Annotated in this window: 19 protein-coding genes; 9 read left to right on the plus strand and 10 right to left on the minus strand. The window is 39.3% G+C overall.

Annotated elements, in window-relative coordinates; genetic code table 11:
• Window positions 1-7: 7 nt before the first annotated feature.
• From MKX73_RS02495 to MKX73_RS02510, 4 genes are all read left to right on the plus strand, one after another.
• Window positions 8-463, plus strand: a complete 456-nt coding sequence (locus MKX73_RS02495) for a helix-turn-helix transcriptional regulator (RefSeq protein WP_340716143.1) — start codon at window positions 8-10, stop codon at window positions 461-463.
• A gap of 186 nt (window positions 464-649) precedes the next feature.
• Window positions 650-1,822 (plus strand): endonuclease Q family protein, encoded by a 1,173-nt coding sequence (locus MKX73_RS02500; RefSeq protein ID WP_340716144.1) that lies wholly within the window; start codon window positions 650-652, stop codon window positions 1,820-1,822.
• 119 nt (window positions 1,823-1,941) lie between these two features.
• On the plus strand, window positions 1,942-4,647 hold the full coding sequence (locus tag MKX73_RS02505) for an ATP-binding protein (RefSeq protein WP_340716145.1): 2,706 nt from the start codon (window positions 1,942-1,944) through the stop codon (window positions 4,645-4,647).
• Entirely contained in the window at window positions 4,640-5,455 is an 816-nt protein-coding gene (locus MKX73_RS02510; RefSeq protein ID WP_340716146.1) for a CheR family methyltransferase, read from the plus strand. Before MKX73_RS02505 ends, MKX73_RS02510 begins: the two co-directional genes overlap by 8 nt.
• Window positions 5,456-5,591: 136 nt before the next feature.
• Here the strand turns inward: MKX73_RS02510 and MKX73_RS02515 are convergent, their stop codons facing one another.
• A complete protein-coding gene (locus tag MKX73_RS02515; protein ID WP_340716147.1) occupies window positions 5,592-6,728 on the minus strand; it encodes a fused response regulator/phosphatase in 1,137 nt (378 codons plus the stop codon).
• Between the two features lie 457 nt (window positions 6,729-7,185).
• Between MKX73_RS02515 and MKX73_RS02520 the strand changes: the two genes are divergently transcribed.
• The gene (locus MKX73_RS02520) at window positions 7,186-7,713 is read left to right on the plus strand and encodes a DUF2179 domain-containing protein (protein WP_008406062.1); all 528 of its coding nucleotides are present in this window, start codon (window positions 7,186-7,188) and stop codon (window positions 7,711-7,713) included.
• A 56-nt stretch (window positions 7,714-7,769) separates the two neighbouring features.
• Here MKX73_RS02520 and MKX73_RS02525 read toward each other — a convergent pair whose 3' ends face one another.
• The 4 genes from MKX73_RS02525 to MKX73_RS02540 all read right to left on the minus strand — a co-directional run bounded on the left by MKX73_RS02525 (window position 7,770) and on the right by MKX73_RS02540 (window position 12,635).
• Window positions 7,770-8,726: an ATP-grasp domain-containing protein gene (locus tag MKX73_RS02525; protein ID WP_340716148.1), complete on the minus strand. Its 957-nt coding sequence runs from the start codon at window positions 8,724-8,726 to the stop codon at window positions 7,770-7,772.
• A gap of 176 nt (window positions 8,727-8,902) precedes the next feature.
• Window positions 8,903-10,606: a sensor domain-containing diguanylate cyclase gene (locus MKX73_RS02530; RefSeq protein WP_340716149.1), complete on the minus strand. Its 1,704-nt coding sequence runs from the start codon at window positions 10,604-10,606 to the stop codon at window positions 8,903-8,905.
• A 218-nt stretch (window positions 10,607-10,824) separates the two neighbouring features.
• Entirely contained in the window at window positions 10,825-11,346 is a 522-nt protein-coding gene (locus MKX73_RS02535) for a GNAT family N-acetyltransferase (RefSeq protein WP_340716150.1), read from the minus strand.
• A gap of 20 nt (window positions 11,347-11,366) precedes the next feature.
• Window positions 11,367-12,635, minus strand: coding sequence for a histidine--tRNA ligase (locus MKX73_RS02540; RefSeq protein ID WP_340716151.1), 1,269 nt, complete (start codon window positions 12,633-12,635; stop codon window positions 11,367-11,369).
• Window positions 12,636-13,156: 521 nt separating this feature from the next.
• Between MKX73_RS02540 and MKX73_RS02545 the strand changes: the two genes are divergently transcribed.
• The 3 genes from MKX73_RS02545 (at window position 13,157) to MKX73_RS02555 (ending at window position 18,171) form a co-directional block, all read left to right on the plus strand.
• Window positions 13,157-14,131, plus strand: a complete 975-nt coding sequence (locus tag MKX73_RS02545; protein ID WP_340716152.1) for a BMP family lipoprotein — start codon at window positions 13,157-13,159, stop codon at window positions 14,129-14,131.
• A gap of 19 nt (window positions 14,132-14,150) precedes the next feature.
• Window positions 14,151-15,800, plus strand: coding sequence for a methyl-accepting chemotaxis protein (locus MKX73_RS02550; protein ID WP_340716153.1), 1,650 nt, complete (start codon window positions 14,151-14,153; stop codon window positions 15,798-15,800).
• Window positions 15,801-16,485: 685 nt separating this feature from the next.
• The gene (locus tag MKX73_RS02555; protein ID WP_340716154.1) at window positions 16,486-18,171 is read left to right on the plus strand and encodes a methyl-accepting chemotaxis protein; all 1,686 of its coding nucleotides are present in this window, start codon (window positions 16,486-16,488) and stop codon (window positions 18,169-18,171) included.
• Window positions 18,172-18,254: 83 nt separating this feature from the next.
• Here the strand turns inward: MKX73_RS02555 and MKX73_RS02560 are convergent, their stop codons facing one another.
• From MKX73_RS02560 to MKX73_RS02580, 5 genes are all read right to left on the minus strand, one after another.
• Window positions 18,255-18,560: a DUF3243 domain-containing protein gene (locus MKX73_RS02560; protein WP_340716155.1), complete on the minus strand. Its 306-nt coding sequence runs from the start codon at window positions 18,558-18,560 to the stop codon at window positions 18,255-18,257.
• 181 nt (window positions 18,561-18,741) lie between these two features.
• On the minus strand, window positions 18,742-20,304 hold the full coding sequence (locus tag MKX73_RS02565) for a BCCT family transporter (RefSeq protein WP_340716156.1): 1,563 nt from the start codon (window positions 20,302-20,304) through the stop codon (window positions 18,742-18,744).
• 121 nt (window positions 20,305-20,425) lie between these two features.
• On the minus strand, window positions 20,426-21,181 hold the full coding sequence (locus MKX73_RS02570) for an amidohydrolase family protein (protein WP_340716157.1): 756 nt from the start codon (window positions 21,179-21,181) through the stop codon (window positions 20,426-20,428).
• A 320-nt stretch (window positions 21,182-21,501) separates the two neighbouring features.
• A complete protein-coding gene (locus MKX73_RS02575) occupies window positions 21,502-22,308 on the minus strand; it encodes a lysozyme inhibitor LprI family protein (protein WP_340716158.1) in 807 nt (268 codons plus the stop codon).
• Window positions 22,309-22,394: 86 nt separating this feature from the next.
• Entirely contained in the window at window positions 22,395-22,604 is a 210-nt protein-coding gene (locus MKX73_RS02580; protein ID WP_340716159.1) for a hypothetical protein, read from the minus strand.
• 364 nt (window positions 22,605-22,968) lie between these two features.
• On the opposite strand from MKX73_RS02580, the gene MKX73_RS02585 reads away from it, so the two are divergent.
• Entirely contained in the window at window positions 22,969-24,579 is a 1,611-nt protein-coding gene (locus MKX73_RS02585; RefSeq protein ID WP_340716160.1) for a (2,3-dihydroxybenzoyl)adenylate synthase, read from the plus strand.
• The last annotated feature ends 10 nt before the right edge of the window (window positions 24,580-24,589 follow it).

Here is a 24,589-nt window from a genome sequence, read left to right on the forward strand (position 1 = left end):
TGATTCGATGGATCGAGATATTATCATACAAATAACATCGGAAAGTTTGAAACTTATCCGCACAGAAAATAATTACACACAAGATAAAATGGCCGAAATTTTGGGTATTTCAAAAAAGACGCTCGTACAAATCGAAAAAGAGCGGACTTATGCAAACTGGACAACAACGATTGCGATCTGTGCCCTATTCCGTCATAGTGAAACATTGCAAAACCGTATTGGCGGCGATCCGATGGAAGTCATCGAACTTACCGCGCATAATGTCATCATTGCCCCACGTGAAAAAACGATGGGCGGCTATATATGGTGGAAGAACATCGATGAATATAAAAATCACCGACTTCAGCAAAATCTTTTAAGCAAACATTACCGCATTTTAGACGACGAAAACTATCGAATCATCAGTACATTTGAGGAAGATGTCGTAATGGAAAAATGGCAAGGAATAAAATCCGTCATTTAAATTAATAGTTGTAGTCCTGCTGATCGGCAAATCCCCTGTCAGCAGGATTTTTTTATACTGGCAATCGGTTTATTTCGGATGAAACCGTTTTAGGCCGCTTGTCGTAAATAAAACTTCTCCCGTTGCAAATAAACTTCGAAATTCGGGTATATTTGATTAGACAACTCTTTTAAGGATGTGGGTAGGATGTGGAAGGAAATTTATGCGGATTTACATATACATATCGGGCGTACTTATAAAGGACGGGCAGTCAAAATAACAGGAAGCAAAAACCTGACGCTGACAAATATTCTGGAAACCGCTACTTCTAGAAAAGGATTGGATTTAATCGGCATTATCGATTGTCAATCACCGGAAGTAATCGAAGAAGTAGAACAGCTTCTTCAAGAACAAAAAGCAACAGAATTAACTGAAGGCGGCATCCGTTATAAAAAGACGACGCTCCTTTTAGGGACGGAAATCGAGATTTATGATGCGAATTGTCACGGACCGATCCATGTCCTTTGCTATATCCCGACACTTACAAAGATGAAGCAGTTTTCAGATTGGCTGCGCCTTCATCAGAAGAATATCCATTTGAGTACACAGCGTTCGCGATGTGACGGCAGGACACTGCAGGAAAAGGTTCGAGAACTCGGCGGGCTGTTTATACCGGCCCATGTATTTACACCGTTTAAAAGTCTTTTCGGAAAAGGTGTAAAAAGCAGCTTAACGGAAGTTTTTGATCCGACACTCATTGATGGAATTGAACTCGGTTTAAGTTCGGACACAATGATGGTTAAAGGAATCAGTGAATTGGCCCCATATAGCTTTGTTACAAATTCGGATGCCCACTCTTTAGGGAAGCTTGCCCGTGAATATCAGAAAATCCGGGTCATGGATGCTAATTTCGAAGAGCTAAGAAAAGCGCTCCATCAAATTGAAGGCAGACAAATCATAGCCAATTACGGACTCAATCCCCTTCTTGGCAAGTATCATGAAACGGTTTGTGCCAACTGCGGTGAACAATTAATAGAAGAAGGTCATAGCCGCTGCCCTCATTGCGGAAAGGAACAGCTGATTAAAGGCGTTGCCAAAAGAATTGTGGAATTAACGGATAACCCCCTACTGGAAATCAGCAGGCCTCCATATATTCATCAAGTTCCACTCGACTTTATCCCCGGTATTGGATCTAAAACAATCGAGAAAATGCTGGATGTATTTGGAACCGAGATGAATATTCTGCACGAGGCTTCGTTGGAAGAACTGAAAAACGTTATTCCCGAAAAACTTGCGGTGCTGATCGACTTATCAAGAAAAGGACAAATTGCCATCACCGGAGGCGGGGGCGGAATTTACGGGAAAATAGATACGAATTGATTGAGTCCCCGATTAACATTGGAATTCTTTCTACTTTTTAATTCATCATATTCGTACACTCTAGTAAGTTATAGTATACTTAGATGATAGAAATTTTAATAAAGGCAGGGTAGAACATCATGAAGAAAAAACGTAAATTGGGCATCGGCTTCAAAATTACGAGTGGATATATTATTCTCATAGTATGTTTAATCGTTGCGGCGCTTGTCTTGAATAATCAAATAACAAGTTTACAAACAGAACGGAATGGCATTATTAAATATGATTCTCAAATGCGTATGATGTCAAATAATCTGGAACGCCAAATTCTTAATATGGAATCCTCTTTACATCGCTATTTAATTACAGACGATGAAACGCATTTAAATAAATTCAATGAAGAAATGGCAACATGGAAATCTTCCTATGATGAGTTAAACACCATTGTAAATGAATTTTCAAGCGGTCAGCAACAGCTGGAAGTAGTCCATAGCGGTATCGTAGACTGGATTCAAAATACCGGTCAACCTCTCATGAATGCGATAATTGCTAATGATAACGAAGAAATACTTTCAATGTTCGATGGTGTTGAAAGCAGCTTGGCAATTAGTAACCTGCAGCAAGATTTCACCACTTTCCGTACATTTGAAACAGAAGCGATTCAAGCAAAAGTTACTGAACTTAATGATGAAAACACGGCATTAACGTATAGTCTTTTTGCAATCTTAACGTTAATTGCGACAGTAACGATCGTTATTTTCACAATTATTTCACGTAATATTGCCGGATCGATCAACGAAGTAACCGAAGCGATTCAGGATATGAATGCTTCCGACGGTAAAGTACGAAAACGTATAACTGCCAAAACGAATGATGAAGTAAAAGACCTTGTACTGGCGACGAATTCCCTTCTTACAACTATGGAAAACCGTCAATGGTACCAAACGAACTTGGCCGAAGTTGTAACAGCCTACCAAGGTGTCGATACACTGGATGAATTGGGTGAAGTACTGCTTAAATCATTAACGACTCGTACACATTCGGTATACGGCGCATTTTACATTCAGGATATCCGCAACCATAACAAGTTCAATAAAATTTCTGCCTTTGCGGAAACGGGCGATGATGTAGGACGTGACAGCTTTGAAGTTGGACAAGGCTTCATCGGTCAGAGTGTAAAAGAAAAACGGATTTTAGGCTATGACAACAAAGATAACAGCTTCCATTACTTGGAAACATCACTTGGAAATATTCCGATTTCGAACGGTATTATCGTTCCTGTACTTTTCGGAAAAGAAGTCGTGGCTGTTTTTGAACTGGCGTCACTTAAGCCCTATAGCCAACAGCAACGTGATTTAATTAAAGAAGTGGTTGTACATCTAGGTGTAACAATCAACAGTATTATTGGACGTATGGAAGTTGTTCGTCTATTAAATGAATCGCAGGCTATGACCGAAGAATTGCAAGTTCAGTCAGAAGAGCTTCAAACGCAATCCGAAGAGCTGAAAATGCAAACAGAAGAACTGACAACTATTAATGAACGTTTAGAAGAACGTACACGTGATGCGGAACAGAAAACGCATGAACTGGAAAAAGTGCAGGTAGAGCTGAAGCAGAGTGCAGAACAGCTGCGCCAAAGCTCAAATTACAAATCCGAGTTCCTTGCGAATATGTCCCATGAATTGCGTACACCGCTTAACAGTATTTTAATCTTGTCTGAAATGCTTGCGGAAAACCATGAACAACATTTATCTGAAGACGAACTGGAATATGCAAAAGTTATCCATGATTCGGGTGAAGATTTACTGAACCTGATCAATGACATACTCGATTTATCGAAAGTTGAAGCAGGGAAAATGGATTTATGGTTCAGAGAGATGGACATTTATGAAATGCCACAGCATATTCAAAATTTATTCCAGCCGGTAGCGAATCAAAAAGGCCTGGAATTATCGGTGAATGTGGCAGAAAATCTTGCTGAAGTATTCCATACCGATGTAAAACGATTCCATCAAGTTTTAAATAATCTGCTTTCCAACGCACTGAAATTTACTGAGAAAGGTTCGGTAACAGTGAAGGTTGACAAAGCACGCATAACACCTGCTATGAGACAGCTTAGCGACACATGGATTACGGTTAGTGTGACAGATACCGGTATCGGTATTCCGAAAAATAAACAAAACATCGTATTCGAATCGTTCCAGCAAGCGGACGGTGCTACTGTTCGCAAATATGGCGGAACAGGATTAGGTTTATCCATTTGCCGTGAAGTTACAAAACTTCTTGGTGGCTGGATTACGTTATCAAGTACGGAAGGTGAAGGCAGCACATTTACAGTGTACTTGCCAAGCTTACCTGAAGGAAACGCTGTACAATCGAACATTGCTGAACAGGAAGCCGTTTATACAGAAGTCGCTCCGGCGGTTCCGATGGGTGTACCTAAATCGATATTTGATGAAAAGCATATTTTGATAGTTGATGATGATTACCGTAATATTTATGCGCTTCGTCAGGCATTGGAACATAAAGGTGTTCACATTATTGAAGCGTCCAACGGTGTGGAATGTCTCAATATTTTACAGACGGCGACACGCGTAGATGCTGTTCTGATGGATATTATGATGCCTGAAATGGACGGATATGAAACAATGGAGCGTATCCGCAAAGATTTACAATTATATGAGCTGCCGATTATTGCATTAACAGCAAAAGCGATGAAGCAAGACCAAGATCGTGCTTTTGAAGCAGGGGCTTCCGATTATATAAGTAAGCCTTTAAACTTGGAACAACTATTCTCCGTACTAACGGTATGGCTCACAAGTGGGGAACGTATACGAAATGTATAGAAAAAAGTTAGAAATACGCTTACTATTAGAAGCGATTTACACATTATCAGGGTTTGACTTCCGAAAGTATAATCAACAATCAATTTTACGTCGCATTGAGCATCGCATGCGGATCAACAATTTTTCATCGATCTCTCAATTAACCGAATCGATTATTTACGATAAAGAGTTATTGAAAGTGCTGCTGAACGATTTTTCGATTAATGTAACGGAAATGTTCCGGGACCCCTCTTTCTTCAGGGCGTTCCGCGAAGAGATCATACCGCAGCTGAAAGAGCTTGATAAAATACGGATATGGCATGCAGGCTGTGCAACTGGCGAAGAGGTTTATTCAATGGCCATCCTGCTGCAGGAAGAAGGCTTGCTGAATCGTACGATAATGTATGCGACAGATATGAATGAAAATGCGCTGAAAAAAGCGGAACAGGGTGCCTTCCCTCTCCATAAAATGCAAGCCTATACGAAAAATTATATTTTAGCCGGCGGAACAGAAAGCTTTTCCCAATACTATAAAACGGATGACAGCTTCGCCACGTTTCAACCTTACTTAAGCGAAAATATCATGTTTGCCCAGCATAATCTGGCAACGGATAAATCGTTTCAGGAATTTGATGTGATCATTTGCCGCAATGTGCTCATTTATTTTACACCTGAGCTGCAGCATGAAGTGCATCATCTCTTTTACGATAGCTTAGCAAGAAACGGATATCTGGGGTTGGGTGATAAGGAAACGTTGCAGTTTACTCCGCTCGTATCCAAATACCGCACCGTTAACGCAACAGAGCGCATCTATCAAAAGAGATTTTAGTAACTGTATTCGAATATGCAAGAATTGAAAAAAAGGCACATCTATTACGGATGTGCCATTTTTATTTTGGATTAAACAGCAAAAACCCAATTTTTCTACATACGAAAAATTGGGTTTTCTATTTAAATTCAACTTATTAACTATTGGCACGCAATAATAGAACACACATATCATCCGGCTGATTATGCTGCTGTTCGCCCTTCACTAAATAGTCGATCGGTGAAATGTCCGTCGACCAGTGGTTACTAGCAATTTCACACAATTCTTTATCAGATTCTATTTCACAAGGACCCATCGCTTCCAGAACACCGTCCGTAAACAGGACAATTTGGATGGACGAATTATATGGAATAATCGTCTTCTCAATTTTAATATCCTCAACAAATCCTACTGCATAACTCGTATGCGTAATGGGCACAGTCTTTTCGCCATCAACTAAAGCATAGCCTTTTGGATGGCCTGCATTGACGTATTCCACTGTTTTTTTCTTTGTATCGATAATAAAATACACGCCGGTGAAATAATACAATATATTTTCTTTTTCATTTTGCAGTAAATTCATATACCGATTCAACTCTGCAATAACAAGCTCAGGGTCTGTCAGCTTTTTAATTGCCTCACGCAAAACAGATGAAATATACATACAAACAAGCGATGCGGACACCCCATGCCCCATCATATCCAATAACATGACAGCATAGCGATCTTCATCAAGCTTGTCCCAATAATATAAATCTCCTGCCAGATTCGATGATGGTAAATAAGAAGCGGTAATCGAAATATTCGGTTCATGAACAGGTGGGCTTAAAAGACTTTGTTGGACACGGGCTGCCAGATCCAACTCTCTTTGGATAATCTTTTCCTGATTTGTATGCCAGTCCAGTTCTGATTTCAATCGCTTCCCTACACGTATACGGGCTAATAATTCTATTCGATTAATAGGTTTCGTTATGTAATCAATGCCGCCAACGTCCAAAGCTTCCGACAGCTTCGACTTATCTTCAAGAGCGGTCACGAAAATCACCTGGATATCTTTCCATTGTGGATTTTGTTTTAATATACGACAAGCTTCAATTCCATCCATCTCCGGCATCATAACATCCAATAAAATAACATTAACGTCATAGCACTTAGGGGCATTGGATGGATCTAGGTAGTCAAACATTTCTTTTGCAGATTGTACGGAAACAAACTTCTCATAACCATCACTTTTCAATATTTTTTCAATAACGAAGAGGTTAACTTGGTTATCGTCTACAACAAGAATGGTCATTACATCAACTTCTCTCTACTTTTTTAGATAAAGCATAATTCATTGCCCGTTACACTTAATTATACAGAAAACGACAGGTAAATGAAATGAAGAGGCTTTTTTGTCGCTATTTCAGTCTATAAGTCTCATTAACTTTGTACTATGTATAATATTAAGTAAACGATAGGCTTGTTCTGAAAGCTTCTACCTGTCTCTTTTTCTGCATGAACGAGCAGTACTTTATACCGAATAATTTATAATTATCCTCATATATGTTTCCCACAAAAGAGAGATGGGTAAACATATAAGTTATGTTTTTTTTGAGAAATATTGCATAAAGTATTCTTTAAAGGGAACATAGGAAAAGGATAGGATGAATAATATTTTGGTTCATGCCTCTCCATATAATCTTATCTATTGCATTTACAAGAGTACCCATATTATGATGAGCATAATTTAAAGAAAAGGATTCGATTTGATGAAAGAAATTTTGCTTATTCTATTATTACAATTGCTCTATGTTCCTTTATTTACTCTGCGAACAATTTTTTTAGTTAAAAATATTACAACGCTCGCATCACTGATCGGAATTGTTGAAATGCTCATCTATGTGTTTGGTCTGTCTCTTGTTTTCAGCGGCGATCAAGGTTTTCTTGCAATGGTCGTGTATGCAGTCGGGTTTGGTCTAGGGATCATTATCGGGACGCGCATCGAGCAAAAGCTAGCGATTGGCTATATTTATGTAACGATCAATACACAAATCCGCAACGAAGAGCTGATCCAAGTTATGCGAAATGAAGGGTTTGCGGTAACGACATACGTGGGTGAAGGCCGGGATAGTCAACGATACAAATACGAAATTTTAACGAAACGGAATCGTGAAAAGGAACTATTTATGCTTGTTCAGCATCATGAGCCGTCAGCCTTTATAATTTCTTATGAACCGAAGTCGTTTAAAGGTGGTTTCTTAGTCAAACGAATGAAGCAGCATAAGAAGCATAAATAAAAAAGTCCAATGAAGAAAGTGCAGTGTAGCGCTCCCCCTTCATTGGATTTTTCATTTTACTTCACTTTTTGAGCTGTTACTTTTTCCAGTTCCTGCCCTAAAAACTTAGCAAGCTGCAGCATTGCGTACTTTTCTTCTTTTGCCTCTGCATCCGAATTATAGTTCGTATTTGTATTGACATCATACGTAAATACTTCACCTTTTGCATTGCGGATGAATTCAATGCCTGCTACATCAATTCCGCTGTCTTTCAGGAAATTCGCATAGTTTTCAAGCAGCTTTGATTCGTTGTTTTCGACAATTTCGAATTTTGCACGCTGCTCTTTCGGCTCTTCCCCTACCGGACAGAATAGATCGCCAATTTGGCATACATCTGCTGGACAAAGCTCGAACCCTTCGGATGTGTCCACTTGTACAGAGTAGAAATACTCGCCGCCAATAAATTCAACACGTGTAATATAAGATTCAGGCGACTCGATGTATTCCTGAATCAGCACAATGCCATCTACAGGCTCTTCATAATCCGGCTTCGCTAAATGCTCTTCCAATGCAGCGATTGAATAAAATAGCTGAACACCTAATCCTTTGCCTGCACGATTATGCTTCGTAATAAACGGTACGATATTCAATGCTTTTGCAGCTTCAACAACTTGCTGTTTCCCAACGGCAGCAATTGTTTTCGGTGTCTTGATTCCGTGCTTTTCCAGTGCAGTATACTGCTTCACTTTACTTAACTCTAAACGCAATGCATTACTGCCATTCAACACTTTTCTTCCGTGGAATTCCAGCCAGTCCAGCACTGCACCTGTCAGTTCAGGTGCGTAACGGTGATCACGGGTATGTGAAGAGGCACTCATTCGATTATAAAATACACCTTCTGGAGGGGCCTCTGTTAAGTTAACAATCCCCTCGTCCAAATGCCATGATTCATATGGTAAGTTTAATTCTTCTAAACGATTTACTAAGTGACGCGTCCAATCATCATTTTCATGGATTACATAGATTTTTGCCATCTGCCATTCCTCCAATATTCGTGCTTATGCTCTTACACAGAATTTTTCAACTTTAAAAATTATACTTTCATCATACATTAATTCATACGAAATTAGTAAGATTTATTATCGTGTAATTTATAAATTTTAGGCTGAAAATAATAAAAGAACTCCATAGCGTTAACTAAGGAGTTCTCTTAACGTGAATACTCTGCTACTTTATTGCGCCCTGCCTGTTTTGCTCCGATATACAGTGCACGGTCGGCATTGCGTAAAAGCCCTTTCGTTTCATCCGTGTCATCCGGGACATTTGAAACACCGATACTCACTGTAATAAACACCAGCTCTTTCTGACCAGCTTCGGCTAAATCGGATTCAATTAAAAATGGTGTTACTTCTACACATTGACGAATTTCTTCACCTAATTGGACTGCCTCTTCCTTCGTCCTATGCGGTAAAAGCATGACAAATTCCTCTCCACCATACCTAGCTAAAACCGCTTCTTCCGGAACAAAGTTTTCTAATAGCTTAGCAAAATTTTGAAGGATGATATTTCCCGCATGATGGCCATACGTATCATTAATCCGTTTAAAATAATCAATATCCATCATTAATAATGAAAACTGAAGATGAGGATTCGCCTTAATCCGCTCTTGCTCTACCACTAGCATTTTATCTAAATAATGATAATTATATAGACCTGTCAATGCACATGTCTCACTTTTCTCAACTGCCGCGCTTAAGTATTTCGCTTTTTCCAGAGACACGGCAAAATACGTCGACAGTAAGTGAACGATATCCATCTGATACTTTTCAAATGCATTCTTTTTGCGTGCCGTTAAAATTAATGTTCCTTCCGTTTTTTGGTTACGGTGTATTGGAACAATCATGACACTATTCATATCAAGTGGGAGGAAATCCGGCGCACCTTCTTCCCACTCTTTTGCACTAGAGAATACCTTTTTGTCTTCTGTTTGGAAGCAAATATGAATAAATGAATCGCGGATTGAATCTGAATCAGCCTGAATTTCGATATCTTTTCCATCTACTCTTGCACGCAAAATCACATATTTCCCTTGAATATTATCGACAAGATACATCGCATCATGTGCAAAGAGCTGACTCACCCGGTGCATAAACAGTTCAATAATTTGCTGGGCGCTTAATCTGTCTGCCAACTCATGACCAAACTCGCTTGCTTTACTGAGTGAATAGTTGACCCGTTCCGAAATATTGTACATTTTTGCAACAAATGTTATCGCAAAAAAAGGAATACCGAGCAGGAAAATTGCTGGTGCACCTATATCATTAATCAGGATGACTAATGTAATGGCAAACGGGATCGTAATGGTTGCGCTGCCGTAATCCCATAATATATGTTCACTGAAAAACTTTTCGTTTTCACCTGTAAAGCGATCGCGTACATATAAAATCGTATGGTTGATAAACAAATGGAACCCGACAAATACCGTTCCGTAAAGCAGTAAATGCGTTAAATTCGAATTCCCTACTTCAAACCCCGCTAAATGAACAATGCCTGCAGCGAAAAAAGAAGTATAGGCAAACATCCAAGAAGTAAAGATGATTCGGTAAAACGCATCTTTATGGTTTCTCATCTGGTAAATAATCGGTAAAATACTTAATTGGACAATCAGCATTTCCGCCCCGACGCCATACAGCAAAAAGGCTGCCAATGTGACCCATTGTGAAAGAATAATCGTCGTGTTTCCAATTTGGAATGGAATGGCTGTTGTGATGAGCGCGAATATCGATAAATAAACAAAAATTTCCCAGTCGATCGGCTGATTTGGAAACAGAAAATATAGGCCGTACATGAGGGGTAGCCCAGTAGCTAACCAAAGCAATAATACGTTCTTTTTCGTTCTTTGATTAAATTCCATACTGGCCCCCCCTCACCTTTAACTGAAATGTCTGACAACGCTAATTATATCATGTCTATTAAGGAATGTAGCATGTTTTACTTCCTAATTTTTTATTTCTATTATCCTAATATTTAGAGAATTGTTAGGTTTTTAGCTATAGCATACTGTAAAATAATAACATAATATTACGATTATTCAATAAAATTATTTGAATTTAGTCAATAAATGTAAATTATTTATTTTGATTGTTGGATTACTTTTTCTACACTGTTCCATACATAAATCTCTTCATCTAATGTCTTACCTCCAATACTTAATTGAACCGTTTTGATATACTCAGCCCCATAATATTGGTAAAACTGTTTTGTTTTATTGTCTGCTAATACATCCACATATATTTTTTGGTAGCCTTGTTCTAAAAAGGAAGTCATGATTTGATTTAATAGCTTTTTCCCAACGCTTTGGCCCTGCCATTCTTCAAGTAAATAAATCGAAGTTAAGTCACTTGCTCCAACCTCTTTATTTGTACTACGTGTACCCCCTGTGACAAAACCTATAATTTTATTTTCATTTTCTGCTACATAAATCGTATTCGTTTGATCTGAAATATTTTTTTCCCACAGTTTTGTACGTTGTTCATAGCTTAATCCATCTAAAAAGCTTTGGGGGATAATGCCTTTATATGTACTTCTCCAACTATCAACATGCACTTTTGCAATCCCCGGTGCATCGCCTATATTTGCTTCTCGAAAATTCATCCCATCTCTTCCCTTCTAAATTATAGTATTTCGAATTGCGCCACTTTGCCTGTTTGCATATCTTTCATCTCATATCGTTTTGTGTGAATTTCATTTTCTCCTAAAATGATTACTTTCCGGATATTTTCACGGTTTGCCTTTTCCATTGCTTTCCGCAATTTCTTACCACTCAGTTCAACTTCTACACGATTTCCCTGCTGACGTAATTGCCATGCTAAACGCAGTGCTTCCTTTTCCGTATTTAATGGAATAATAAAAATATCCACCAACGCCTGATCTGCACTATTTTCTCTTTGCTCCATCGCTGTATAAATAACATCCAAACCAAATGAGATGCCTACAGTCGAAAACTTTTCCTCTGAACCGATTAATCCTCCAATTGCATTATCGTAACGACCACCGCCTCCAATACTTGATTTAATTACACCATCTTTTAGAAATAGCTCATAAATGGTACCTGTGTATATTTCCAGACCTCGAGCTAGAAATGGATTAAACACACAACTTTCACCAACATTTAAAACTTGTAAATAATCCTGCAGCTCGATTAATTCTTCATAGCCTTGTTTAATTAATTCATTTTCCTCTCGGTACTTCTCAAAATAGGCAATTGTCGGATTCGCATTTAAAAATTGCTTAATTAACTCAATCGTTGAAGGTAAAAGGTTCTGTTCCTCCAGTTCTTTCAGTAAAGTGACTTGGTCGATTTTCTCCATTTTATCCAGTATGAGAATGACGCTATTTATTTTTTGTTGAGGGACTTTAAAGTATTGCAATAATCCTGCCAATAGCTTGCGATTATTGAATTGAATCACCATTTCAATATTTAGCTTGTTAAAAGCATCGATTGTCATCACCATCAGTTCAGCTTCTGCCGACTGTGATTCTATACCGACTACATCCACATCGCATTGAGTAAATTCTCTAAATCTCCCTGCTTTAATCGGTCCATCCCGAAATACTTTTCCGATTTCATAGCGCTTAAATGGCATTGAAAGCTGTGGATTCATCGCAATTACTTTCGCAAAAGGTATCGTCAAATCATAACGAAGCGCTAAATCGCGTTCTCCTCGATCTGTTAATGTGTACATTTCCTTTAATATTTCAGCCCCGCCTGCATATTTGGAAGCCATTAACTCTGTATAGTTTAATATCGGCGTCTCCAGTGGCTTACATCCGTACAACATAAACGTATCTTCTAAAGTGCGCCGAATGTTGCGTCTTACAACTTCCTGAGCCGGCAAGTAGTCCTGTGTTCCTTTTACATTTTGATAGTCAATTTTTTTCATACGAATCCTCCTGTTTTTGAGAAATAAAAAAATCGTATAATGATAAAGCTCCAAAACGGCTTTATTATACGATTCAATGCGAAAAAGTCTTCCTATTCATTATTAAAAATTTAATAAAGATAGCAAGACTACTTAGTATGAAGATGTAATTGTGCAAACTGCTGTCGAGTATAAATGAACCCTTTCATCAAGTTTCCCCCTTTTTAATTACTACACTATACTGCATTCTTCCAGATTGTGTCAACTTAAGTTTCAGAATTTTCTTTTTATAGTTGAAGAAGTTCTCATTTAATTTGAGATGTTCTAATATGACTTTCCGATACTCTAATAACGCTTGAACCTTTTCTAATATCCCCAAGTTATCTTCTAATAAAATTTCGATCACCCTTAATCTCCCAACAATTGTTAATTTTCTGCATAATTTTTTTTATTTCATTTATTAAATGACAAGTATACGTTAAAATTGAAAATGTTGGAGGTCGAACCTCTACAGAATGTATTTAAAGTAAAGGACTGATGAAATGAAAAGAGGATGGTTGTTTTTGATGAGTCTTCTCGTTGTAGTCGTGCTCTCTGCCTGCTCACAGAAGTCAGAGGAAGAGAAAAAGGAACGGGTGAAAATTGGGGTCATGCTGTCAGATGCAGGACTTGGTGATCAGTCGTTTTCAGATATTGCTTTTGAAGGTCTCGAAAAAGCACGCGATGAATTAAATATAACATTTGATTACCGTGAACTTGAATTTACCGGTACATATAAGCAAGGGCTGGAAGAGCTCGTTGAGGAAGGACAGGATCTGATCATTGGAATCGGGTTTACGGTCCAGGAGGATATGGAGGCCGTTGCCGCTGCCAATCCGGACGAGCAGTTTTTACTGATCGATGCTGTGTCGGACTTGCCGAATGTTCATAACATAACATTTAAAGAAGATGAAGGTTCCTACTTACTCGGGGCACTCGCTGCGATGAAATCAGACAGCAATACAATCGGATTTATCGGTGGTATTGAAAATGAGGTAATCGAACGTTTTGAAACCGGATTTAAATCAGGTGCCAAACAAGTAAATCCCGATACAGAAGTGCTATCCGTTTATGCGGGGAATTTCGGTGATGATCAGCTTGGTGCTTCCATTGCACAGGATATGATTGAACAAGGCGCGGACTTTATTTATCCCGCTGCAGGCTTTACAGGTGTTGGCTCCATTTTAGCGGCACAGGAAGCCGGTGTATATGCATTCGGCGTGGACAGCGATCAGTTTTTCCTTGCTGAAGATACGATTGTTTCTTCCATGCTGAAACGGGTAGATACAGCTGTTTATCAGGCAATTAAAGAAGTTTCGGAAACGGGGACCCTTTCGGAAAAAGATAAAGTGCTTGGCATTAAAGAAAATGGTGTAAGTCTAGCACCAATCCGTGTTGTGAATTTAACTGCACAGGAACAAAAGCAAATTGAAAACCTACAGCAGGAGCTTGCGGACGGGCAACTGACGATTAAGTAGAAGAAAGGATCGTACAACAGTGAAATTAAAACAAAAAATATTAATATTGGCATTGTTACCGCTAATATTAGCTGTCTGTATTATCGCTTATAATATTAGTCAGCTTATGAGCCTGAATGCATCAACGGAAGAAGTGGTGGATTCCTTGGTTGCTTTTGAGGAGTTAAACAGCTCGGTACAAAGCCTGCAGAAATCATTGAGCGTCTATTCGATCAATGTGTCTGAAAACAACAAGTATAATATTGAAACAGATTTAGCGCGAACAGAAGAAATTTACAATAGTCTGCAAAGCAGTTTTTCAACAGATCGCCAACGTCAGATTAGTGCACATTTTGAAGAAAAATTCACTAAAATTGCTGAAGCGACTACAGCTTCCCTACAGGAAACAAATGTGGCGGAAATTAAGCGCCAATCCCAGCGTACACGAGGAATTGTCAATGATGTAATCGAGTTGAAACGTGATGTCAGCGCAAACTATACCGCAATGCAGCAAGAGCTTGGCAATAAAATTAATGCCATTACATGGATTTCCATTATTTCAGCGATCGCACTTATTATCGTAAGTGTTGTATCGGCTCTGTATTTTACAAACAGAATTGTTGGCCGCATCAGTCGATTAACTGCAGGTGCAAAAGAAATTGCTGCAGGGAATTTAAATGTGCAGTTTGAAGATAAAGAGGCTGACGATGAAGTTGGCGAACTGCAGGTTTCATTCCGCCAAATGACCGGCAATTTAAAGGAAATCATTACACATGTATCGGACAGTTCAGATCAGGTTGCAGCATCTGCCGAAGAATTGATGGCCAGTGCCGATGAAACAATGCTTGGCACAGAACTGATTTCCACTTCCATTCAAAATGTATCGGATGCAGCGGACAAGCAAAAAGAAATGTCGAACGCCTCTGCCTCCTTTGCACAAAAAGTATTAGAAGAGGCTGAGGAAATTGCGAATCAGGCGAATCAGGCAACAACCTTGTCTAATTCAACAAATGAAAAAATTGAAAAAGGTTCGGTATATGTTGAAAACACTGTATCTCAAATGAATCTCATTCAATCAACAGTCGATGAAACAGCTGATTCTTTAACACTCCTTGCTAGCCGTACGACTGAGATCGTCAATATACTAAAGCTTGTACAGGATATTTCCGATCAGACGAACCTGCTTGCCTTGAATGCTGCAATCGAAGCAGCGCGTGCGGGTGAAGCTGGTAAAGGCTTTGCCGTTGTCGCGGATGAAGTGAAAAAATTGTCCGAGCAGACGAAGCAGTCGGTATCCGATATTTCGCGAATTGCCGTTGAGATTGAAAACGATACGACGACAACCGTTGCATCTATTCAGCAAGTGAAGGATCGCGTCAATGCGGGGATCACAATTTCGTATGATACGAAGGCAACGTTTGACGAAATTCTGGCTATTATCGGTCAAGTACAAAACCAGGTAACCGAGATTACAGCTGTGTCTGATAGTATTCATTCGAAAATGGCATCTGTATCAGAGCAATCACTGCAAATGGCGGCAGTCTCCGAAACTATGGCCGATAATGCCGTGTCGGTCGCATCCGCTTCAGAAGAGCAGCTTGCCTCGATGTCAGAAGTAAATACCGCAGCAGGTTCCCTTGCCCATCTTGCTGAAGAGTTGCAAGGTATTGTGGCGAAGTTTAGAACTTAATTGTATGCCGAAATCCTTTTATAGGGTTTCGGTTTTTTTATGGGGTTTGGGATGGTTTTATTATAGGGATTCTGGTTAAGTTTATTAGAAGTTTTCTTATAATGGGCTTCTGGTGCGAGATGTTTGCTTATGTAGCGGTTTACGGGATATGGTTTGGTGTTTTATTAGAAGAGTTGCGCATGATTTTAGAAGATGGCGGTGGGTTATTAGAACATTGACAAAGTTTATTAGAAGTTTTCAATAAATGGGCTATTGGTGGAGGTAGTTTTCCTTGTTTTGCGGTGTGTGGTTTACGGTTTGGTGTTTTATTAGAAGAGTTACATCCGATATTAGAAGATTGCACTGTGATATTAGAACATTCACTGACTTTATTTGAACATCTCGGATACTTATTAGAAAAACTGGCACTTATATTAGAAAATCCAACTTTTATTAGAACATTTTTCGCTATATTAGAACAACCCAGCAATTTATTAGAAAATGCACCCCAGAAACTTAATTCCATACATAAAACTGGAATATGACGAAATATCGTACTTAAAACAATAGAAATATTACTTAATCCCAAAACTTTAATTCAAGACTAAATAAGTATTCTCTCTTTTTAAAAGTAAGTCTTAAGTACTTTAAATTTAAACCGAAGTTATAGATATATTTTAAGTATGACATTCGGAGGAAAATAAATATGAATATTGGAAAGAAACTGTTCGGTAGTTTTGGTATCGTTATTGTAATTCTCATTTTTCTTTCAATTTTTTCTGTCATTAAAATGACTGAAATCGAAGAGGATTATTCGTATGTAATTGATGGGGCCGTATTTAATGCGATGGAGTTATCGGCAATTCAAAATGCGACATCATTACAGGGACTATATATCCGTTCCTATGTTTTACGCCAAGATCCAACTGATATAGAAAGTCTTACTACTCAAAGAGAAACAATTGCAGAAAAAATCGGTGAAATCGAAGGATTATTTAGAACCGCTAAAATGCAGGAACAATTAAGCATATTAAAAGAACAACAAGCTTTATATAACGGCTATGTAGAAGAAGTAATTGCGTACGTCGATAATGAAGAAACAGATAGAGCGTATAATATGTTATTCGAATTCGCTGTACCAGCTAACCGCAATATTCAGCAAACAATCAATGGTATGGTTGATTTCCAAAAGGAACAGATGAACACTACAAGTAAAGAAACAACTGAAAGCGCAAATATGATTAAAATTTCGCTTATTACAATTTCTGTGATAGGTACACTCATTGCAGTTGCTTTAGCCATCTTTATTACACTCAACATTACTCGCCCTTTACACAGATTAACAAATGCGGCAAATGTGATTGCGAACGGTGATTTACGAGAAGAAGATGTTCATGTGAAAACAAAAGATGAGATTGGCGAACTTGCGGCTGCTTTTAATGCAATGAAAGCCAGTCTTTCCAGCTTAATCAGTAATGTATCGTTGAACGTTTCAAGTACAACAGCTGCTTCAGAACAGCTGGCGAGCAGTACCGATGAAGTGTCGGCTGCTTCTGCTGATATTGCAAAACGTGTGGAAACTGTTGCTGAAGGCGGTAGCAATGCGGCAGCAATCGGAAATGATTGTGCTGTTGCTATGGATGAGACAGCTCAAGGTGTAAGCCGAATCGCTGAAGCCGCGCAAGTATTGAACTCTCATGCGATGGACATGCAGACAATTGCAGGAGAAGGCGGTCATACATTACAGACAGCTGAACAGCAAATGTCGGTTATTCAACAATCTTCTTATGAAACAAAAGAAAAAATTAAACAGCTGAGCAGACAATCTGCCGAAATCGAGAACATTACAAAAGTGATTACGGATATTACAGATCAGACAAACCTGCTTGCTCTAAATGCAGCAATTGAAGCGGCCCGTGCAGGAGAACATGGGAAAGGGTTTGCCGTTGTCGCTGACGAAGTGCGCAAACTGGCAGAGCAATCGAAAAGCTCAGCATCACAAATTGCCGGCCTCACATCGACAATTCAAAAAGATACGAGAGAAGTTGAAGAAAGCGTCAATACAACAGCTCAAAATGTCGATCAAGGTGTTGTCTACTTACAAAATGCGCAAGTTTCATTTAATCATATTGTCGGGTCCATCACAGAGATGACTGCTCAAATTCAGGAAGTTTCTGCATCGTCCGAACAAATTTCCGCAAGTACCGAGGAAGTTGCAGCATCTATTGCTGAAATGGCTCATGCAGCTAACAGCGCTGCCGGTGAGATTGGCATTGTCCTATCAGCAGTTGAAGAACAAACTGCTACAATGCAGGAGATTAACGAGGTCGCCCAATCATTGAGTGAAGGTGCCGTCGGAGTTCAAGAACAAGTCAATCTATTTAAAGTGTAGAAAACATAAAAAACGCAAAAGCTGCAAATCAGCTTTTGCGTTTCTTTGTATGATTGGATTCTACTAAACTCTAATCCAACGTATTAATCTGCTTGGACCATTTTCACTAGCACACTGGCCAATGATTTCTTTTCGCTTTCATCTGCTACTTTCCATAATTCCTGCAGCACTTTTTCTTCACTGTTTCGAGGTTCTTCGTTTTTAGCTAAATGATCCGCTACAAACTTGGCACCCTTTGCCAACATGTCATCGCTCAATCCTAGACGTTCACCTTTAGCAAGCTGGTCATTCAAATAGCTTTTGAACGTTGAAAAGCTTTCTAAAATCTGATCTTTTTTTTCTGGAGATAATTCATCAAGTTTCTTGTTAATGTTATTCACTTCACTCATTTTGTAATTCCTCCTAGATTGTGTTTTGGCGTTCCCCTAACAATTACCCGCCCTATTTGTTATTAAACTTTATTTTAAAAATCTTCTAAATAAAGGTTTTGGATTACATAACATTCGTAATAAAAAATGGGCACTGCTTCACCTTTGAGTGTGCAGTGCCCAACTTTACTTAGGATAAAATCTATTTTCCAGGTTTATTTTCATTTTTTTCGATTTGTTCCATAATCCGTTTATGGCGACGTACATCCCGCTTCGTAATAGGAATGACTTCATGTCTGATCATCTTAAAGAAGGAGACAATGAGTAACAGCATGACGACGGTAAATGGCAGAGCTGAAATGAGGGAAGCCGTCTGCAATGCTTCAAGTCCACCTGAAAACAACAGTACACTTGCAATTGCAGCAATTAATACACCCCAGATGACTTTTAATCGATTGTGAGGGTTCATTGTCCCTTTATCCGTCATACTTGCCATAATAAATGTCGCTGTATCGCCTGATGTAATAAGGAAAATTACGATTAAAACAATCCCGAGAATCGAGGCGATCGTTGTTAACGGAAGCTGTTCGAGCATAAGGAATAGGGCAACAGTCAAATCCGTATCAACCGCTTCGGCAATTGATGTTCCTTTGTTTAAATCAAAGTAAAGTGCTGAACCGCCAAATACCGCAATCCAGAAACAAGAGATAACCGGCGGAATGATTAAAACGCCGACGATAAATTCACGAATTGTACGCCCTCTCGATACGCGCGCTACGAAAGACCCGACGAAAGGTGACCAGGCAATTGCCCACGCCCAGTAGAAAATTGTCCAATCCTTTACCCACGTTCCTCCTGCATACGGCTGCAAACGTAAGCTGTACTGCACGAAATTCGTAATATAATCACTGATTGCTAAAACGAAACTTTCCAATATGAACACTGTAGGGCCTGTAACAAAAACAAATAATAGTAAAATCAGGGCTAAGTACATGTTTACATTACTTAATATACGAATCCCCTTTTGCAGACCGCTTATAGAAGATGCCATATATCCAATGAAAACTATGCCAATAATTCCCACCTGTACCCAAATGGATATCGGTACATTAAAGACGGCATTTAACCCACCGTTCGTTTGCAGAACACCTAAGCCGATTGATGTGGCAACACCCATTACTGTAGCGATTACAGCCAAAATATCAATCGTATTTTTAATACCGCGATTTGTTCCTGTGACAGGCTCTAACGCTGTAGAAATTAATAAATCCCTTTTTTTATTGAACTGCATATAGGCCATAACTAATCCTATAATTGCAAACACTGACCATTGGCTGATTCCCCAGTGGAAAAAAGCATAGCCCATCGCAAGACGTGCTGCATCCGTCGTTTGCGCCTGAACATCGTTAAACGGTGTTTTAAAGTAATGACTCATCGGTTCGGCAACACCCCAGAAAACTAATCCGATACCAAGACCTGCCGCGAACAACAGTGCAATCCATGTATGGAACTTGAATTCCGGTCGCGCATCTTTACCACCTAAACGGATTTTCCCGAACTTGGAGATTGCCAATACTAAAAGAAAGACAATAATAATAAATACGGACAGCAAGTAGAACCATCCAAAATAATCGGTTGTTAAACCAAACAAATATGTAGCAATATTACTGAAGGCATCGGGTGCCACGCTCCCAAAAATAACACAAATTAAAATAAATGCTGCTGATACTGTAAATACAGTATTCGAAAAATATTTCCCTTTCATATGTTCACCTCTTTGTATACATTAAAAAGAAAATACCCATATTATGCTATTTTTAAACATTAATAAAAGGAACGTTACTATTTCCCTATAATTTATTTGACCATTCTTAAAGGATTCGCTCTTAAGTTTTATTATTTTTAAAATACCAGACGGCTGCGTTCGAATATAAAATTTTCTCGCTGGCCTGTGCATCAAAAAGTTGCTGGATGAGTGTAATATCGGCAACTTCAAACGGCCTTTTTGCCCGGGTGGACGGCAAATCGGTACCAAACATCAGTGCATCCGGGTTCATACGGTAAATCTCCCGCAGTGCTTTTTTCACATCCAGCTCGACACGCCCGAAACCGGTCGCTTTCACACGTACCCCTTTATCGACCAGCTTCAGTAAATGCGGCAGCCCTTCCTCGGATAACCCTAGATGATCAATCGAAATGGCCGGTAATTTCTCAATCGTTGCAGCAATTTCAGGCAATTCTTTCGCATCGATATACAGCTCGCTATGCCAGCCGACCAATGCATGCACACGTCGTGCAAAATAATCGAGCTTCGATAAATCTTCCGAGCCTCCGCGTTTAATATTAAAGCGCAATGCTCTCACACCATTTTTATGCAATGCTTCGATTTCTTCGTCTGACACTGTATACGGCAATTGGGTTACACCGCAAAATGCCGGGCCCAGCTGCTTTAGCGAATCAAGTAAATACGTTTGATCAAATCCTTGAAATGACCCTGAAACAATTGCTCCGCCTTTAATCGCTAAATCTTTTGTTTCCTCGCTATATGCTGCTGCATCATAGCTTGGCGGCATATATCCCTGACTTTCGATAATCGGAAACTGATAATCGATAATATGAAAATGCGCATCAAAAATTCTCATTTCTCTTCTCCCCCTTTTGTTTTTACTATATATTTTTTGCCAACATATGTCTCATGATAGCGGATCAGTTTTATTAGAACATTTAGTACGGAAATTAGAAAATAGCAGCTGCTTATTTGAAGTTTGGAGTGGTTTATTTGCACATTTGGTGGGGTTATTCGAACATTTGGCTATTATATTAGAACATCCGGTTTTTATTAGAACTATTTTTGTTATATTAGACCATTTTAAAATTTATTAGAACATCTAGGAGGAGCTTGGCACCCTCTATAAAAAAGACTGTAAGGGATTAACCCTACAGCCTCCTCTTCGTTCGTTCTCTATTTCATATACAAATCGATTAATTCATAGCATCTTTCTTTTGTTAACTGGGCTTGTGTGCTTACATACTGTAAAGTTTCCATCGATCCGCCTTTATATTGTAATGCGGCCTCTGTTGCCTTTTCATCGCGATATTCTACCCAGTCATGCTGCTCTACTCTTAATATGCTCATGTCATCAGGTGGCAGGTTGTTTTTAAGTTCAGCATAGATTTCATTTAATAGCTGATCCCATTGTGAATATACTTCACCCTGGGCTTCTGTTATTTCTGCTTGTGTCCCTTGATCGAAAATTTTGTCCAACTCTTTTACACTTTTTTCAACCTCTGCTAATTTAGCTAGGTATCTTTCCTTCAAGCTGACAGATGAATCTTCGGATGACTTAGTTTCCCCAGGTGGGGGATTGCCTTCTTCGTCACCGTTAACGGAATTTTGTTCAAAGTTCTCTCTAATGCTTTTATTAATTTCCTGTTCGGCTTCTTCAATCATGTTTTCCAGATTAGTTTTTAAATTGTTTTCCAATTTAGGATTTTCCAGTAGTGTATGAGCTTTATCCAAAACACCATCCCAATCAGCATGGCTTCTTGCTTCTTCTACTTCTTTAAATGCAAGAAGCTGTGCGTGTAAATTTTTTGTTTCTTCGTCGAATTGGCTATCCCCTGAATTTTGCTCTATTAATGTTAACGCTTTATCATATTCTTCATTTTCCAACGCTACGATGACTTTGTCTTTTAGTTGTTCCTCGCTTTCAGTACCGCAGCCAACTAACAATAAGCAAACGGTAAACATTCCTACTAATTTTTTCAAGTTGTTTTCCTTCTCTCTGTTATAGGCTGTTATTTAAGGGCAATTCAATACAAACTTCTGTACCTTTTCCATATGCACTATTCACTTCAATTGTCCCGCCGTGCTTTAAAATAATCGACGGATTTTACATCGGCTTTATAAAAAGATTTTATAATAAATTGTAATTGTTCTTCCTTTATTCCCATTCCATCTTGCTGCTCTGGTGAAGTAATTAAATCATTTGGAGATTTTACAAGGTCGCATCCCGCAAGCAATGTAATCATTAAAATCGTCGCCCATCCAATGCTTCTTTTCATGTGCATACGCACCCCTAACTAATGCTCGCTTTGATCATTTCCAAAACACTACAAATTGGAATAAGTTTATTATAAAGCCAACTCCTGTAGAAAGAGTTACAAAAAGGTTACAGTTCAGTTTGCTTATCACATACTTTCCCAAGTTTTTGAAAACTCCCCCTCCTATATTTTACCCTCTTTAAGGCCATTATTATTAATATAAAAAAAGTCGAAAGAACCAGGGTAATTGGTCAAATTGAATCAAATTGTCCATCAATTGTTGACGATTAATCGTTTAAGGCGTAGCATAACCGTTACAACACAATGATAATGATTATCAATATCATTAATCTATATGTTAAGTAATTGAAGGAGGTTTCAGCCTATGTTGAATGGATTTACACCGTGGCCTGCTGATCGAGCTGAATTTTATCGGGAGACTGGTTGTTGGGTAGGTTTAACTTTCGGCCAGATGCTTGAAGATCGAGCCCGTCAATTTGCTGACAATGTGGCGGTTATTGATGATGTACGGTCGCTTACTTATGCACAGCTTAATGAACGTGTGGACCAGTTGGCAACAGGACTTTTGCTGCTTGGTATCCAGAAAGAGGATCGTGTCGTTGTACAGCTTCCGAATGTGGCGGGTTATGTGGAAATTGTATTTGCCCTGTTTAAGATTGGTGCATTGCCTGTCTTTTCGCTTCCTTCTCACCGTGACAATGAGATTCGCTATTTTTGCGATTTTGCGGAGGCGAAGGCTTATATCGTAATGGATCGTTTTGGGGGCTTTGACTACCGTGGTCTTGCGCGAGAAGTTCAGCAGGAAGTTCCTTCGCTGGAGCATGTCATCGTTCTTGGCGATGCGCAGGAGTTTGTATCATTTGATTCACTATTCAGTACACAATCTATTGAATTCCCGGAAGTTAGAGGGAGCGAAGTAGCATTCTTGCAGCTGTCTGGTGGAAGTACAGGAATTTCAAAGCTGATTCCGAGAACGCATGATGAATACATGTATACGATTAAGTTGAGTGTTGAACAATGCCAGGTGACCGAAGAGACGGTATTTTTGGTTGTGCTACCGGTTTCTCATAATTATCCGATGAGTTCCCCGGGGATATTAGGGGTCCTTTATGCTGGCGGTAAAATCGTTTTAAGTTCTTCGCCTAGTCCGGATGTTGCATTCCCGCTTATTGAAAAGCATCGTGTGACAATGGTGCCGCTTGTTCCTTCCCTTGCGCTGCATTGGCTGGATATAAAGCCGAATCATACGGAGGATTTATCAAGCTTGAAAGTCATGCTTGTTGGCGGCTCAAAATTCAGTGCTGAAGCGGCGAAACGGGTACGTCCTGTATTTGATTGTCAGCTGCAGCAAGTATTCGGGATGGCGGAAGGTTTGGTTAATTACACAAAATTGGATGATCCTGATGAAATCGTCATTCATACACAAGGTCGCCCGATGTCCCCTTATGATGAGGTGAAAATTGTCGACGATGAAGATCAGGAACTGCCTACTGGTGAGACAGGTCATCTGTTGACGCGTGGACCTTATACAATCCAAGGATACTATAAAGCGCCTGAACATAATGAAAAAGCGTTCACAAAAGATGGCTTTTACCGGACAGGTGATATTGTTCGATGCACGAAAGATGGTTATTTAATCGTAGAAGGCCGAGCGAAGGACCAAATTAACCGCGGCGGGGAAAAAATCGCGGCGGAAGAAGTGGAAAATATGCTGCTTGCCCACCCTGCTATCCATGATGCGGCAATTGTCGGGATGCCTGATTACTATATGGGCGAAAAAAGCTGTGCCTTCATTATTCTAAGAAATGCGGATGTAACAAAACGCCAGTTGAAGTCATTCTTGCGTGAACGCGGGCTGGCTACTTATAAAATTCCGGATGAAATCTTATTTGTAGAGCAATTTCCGCTGACACACCTTGGCAAAGTCTCGAAAAAGGATTTGCGCCATTTACTTGAACAGCAACTGCAACATTAAAATACTGAAT

It is taken from the genome of Solibacillus sp. FSL W7-1436 (genome assembly GCF_038007305.1).
Classification (GTDB): Bacteria; Bacillota; Bacilli; order Bacillales_A; family Planococcaceae; genus Solibacillus.

Bases quoted from the DNA above. Each gene is read 5' to 3' on its own strand.
- MKX73_RS02525 (WP_340716148.1), bottom strand. From the start codon at position 8,726: ATGGCAAAAATCTATGTAATCCATGAAAATGATGATTGGACGCGTCAC.
- MKX73_RS02545 (WP_340716152.1), top strand. From the start codon at position 13,157: ATGAAAAGAGGATGGTTGTTTTTGATGAGTCTTCTCGTTGTAGTCGTG.
- MKX73_RS02535 (WP_340716150.1), bottom strand. From the start codon at position 11,346: ATGAATTTTCGAGAAGCAAATATAGGCGATGCACCGGGGATTGCAAAA.
- MKX73_RS02580 (WP_340716159.1), bottom strand. From the start codon at position 22,604: ATGAAAAGAAGCATTGGATGGGCGACGATTTTAATGATTACATTGCTT.
- MKX73_RS02570 (WP_340716157.1), bottom strand. From the start codon at position 21,181: ATGAGAATTTTTGATGCGCATTTTCATATTATCGATTATCAGTTTCCG.
- MKX73_RS02555 (WP_340716154.1), top strand. From the start codon at position 16,486: ATGAATATTGGAAAGAAACTGTTCGGTAGTTTTGGTATCGTTATTGTA.
- MKX73_RS02585 (WP_340716160.1), top strand. From the start codon at position 22,969: ATGTTGAATGGATTTACACCGTGGCCTGCTGATCGAGCTGAATTTTAT.
- MKX73_RS02500 (WP_340716144.1), top strand. From the start codon at position 650: ATGTGGAAGGAAATTTATGCGGATTTACATATACATATCGGGCGTACT.
- MKX73_RS02560 (WP_340716155.1), bottom strand. From the start codon at position 18,560: ATGAGTGAAGTGAATAACATTAACAAGAAACTTGATGAATTATCTCCA.
- MKX73_RS02520 (WP_008406062.1), top strand. From the start codon at position 7,186: ATGAAAGAAATTTTGCTTATTCTATTATTACAATTGCTCTATGTTCCT.
- MKX73_RS02565 (WP_340716156.1), bottom strand. From the start codon at position 20,304: ATGAAAGGGAAATATTTTTCGAATACTGTATTTACAGTATCAGCAGCA.
- MKX73_RS02510 (WP_340716146.1), top strand. From the start codon at position 4,640: ATGTATAGAAAAAAGTTAGAAATACGCTTACTATTAGAAGCGATTTAC.
- MKX73_RS02530 (WP_340716149.1), bottom strand. From the start codon at position 10,606: ATGGAATTTAATCAAAGAACGAAAAAGAACGTATTATTGCTTTGGTTA.
- MKX73_RS02505 (WP_340716145.1), top strand. From the start codon at position 1,942: ATGAAGAAAAAACGTAAATTGGGCATCGGCTTCAAAATTACGAGTGGA.
- MKX73_RS02540 (WP_340716151.1), bottom strand. From the start codon at position 12,635: ATGAAAAAAATTGACTATCAAAATGTAAAAGGAACACAGGACTACTTG.
- MKX73_RS02515 (WP_340716147.1), bottom strand. From the start codon at position 6,728: ATGACCATTCTTGTTGTAGACGATAACCAAGTTAACCTCTTCGTTATT.
- MKX73_RS02495 (WP_340716143.1), top strand. From the start codon at position 8: ATGGATCGAGATATTATCATACAAATAACATCGGAAAGTTTGAAACTT.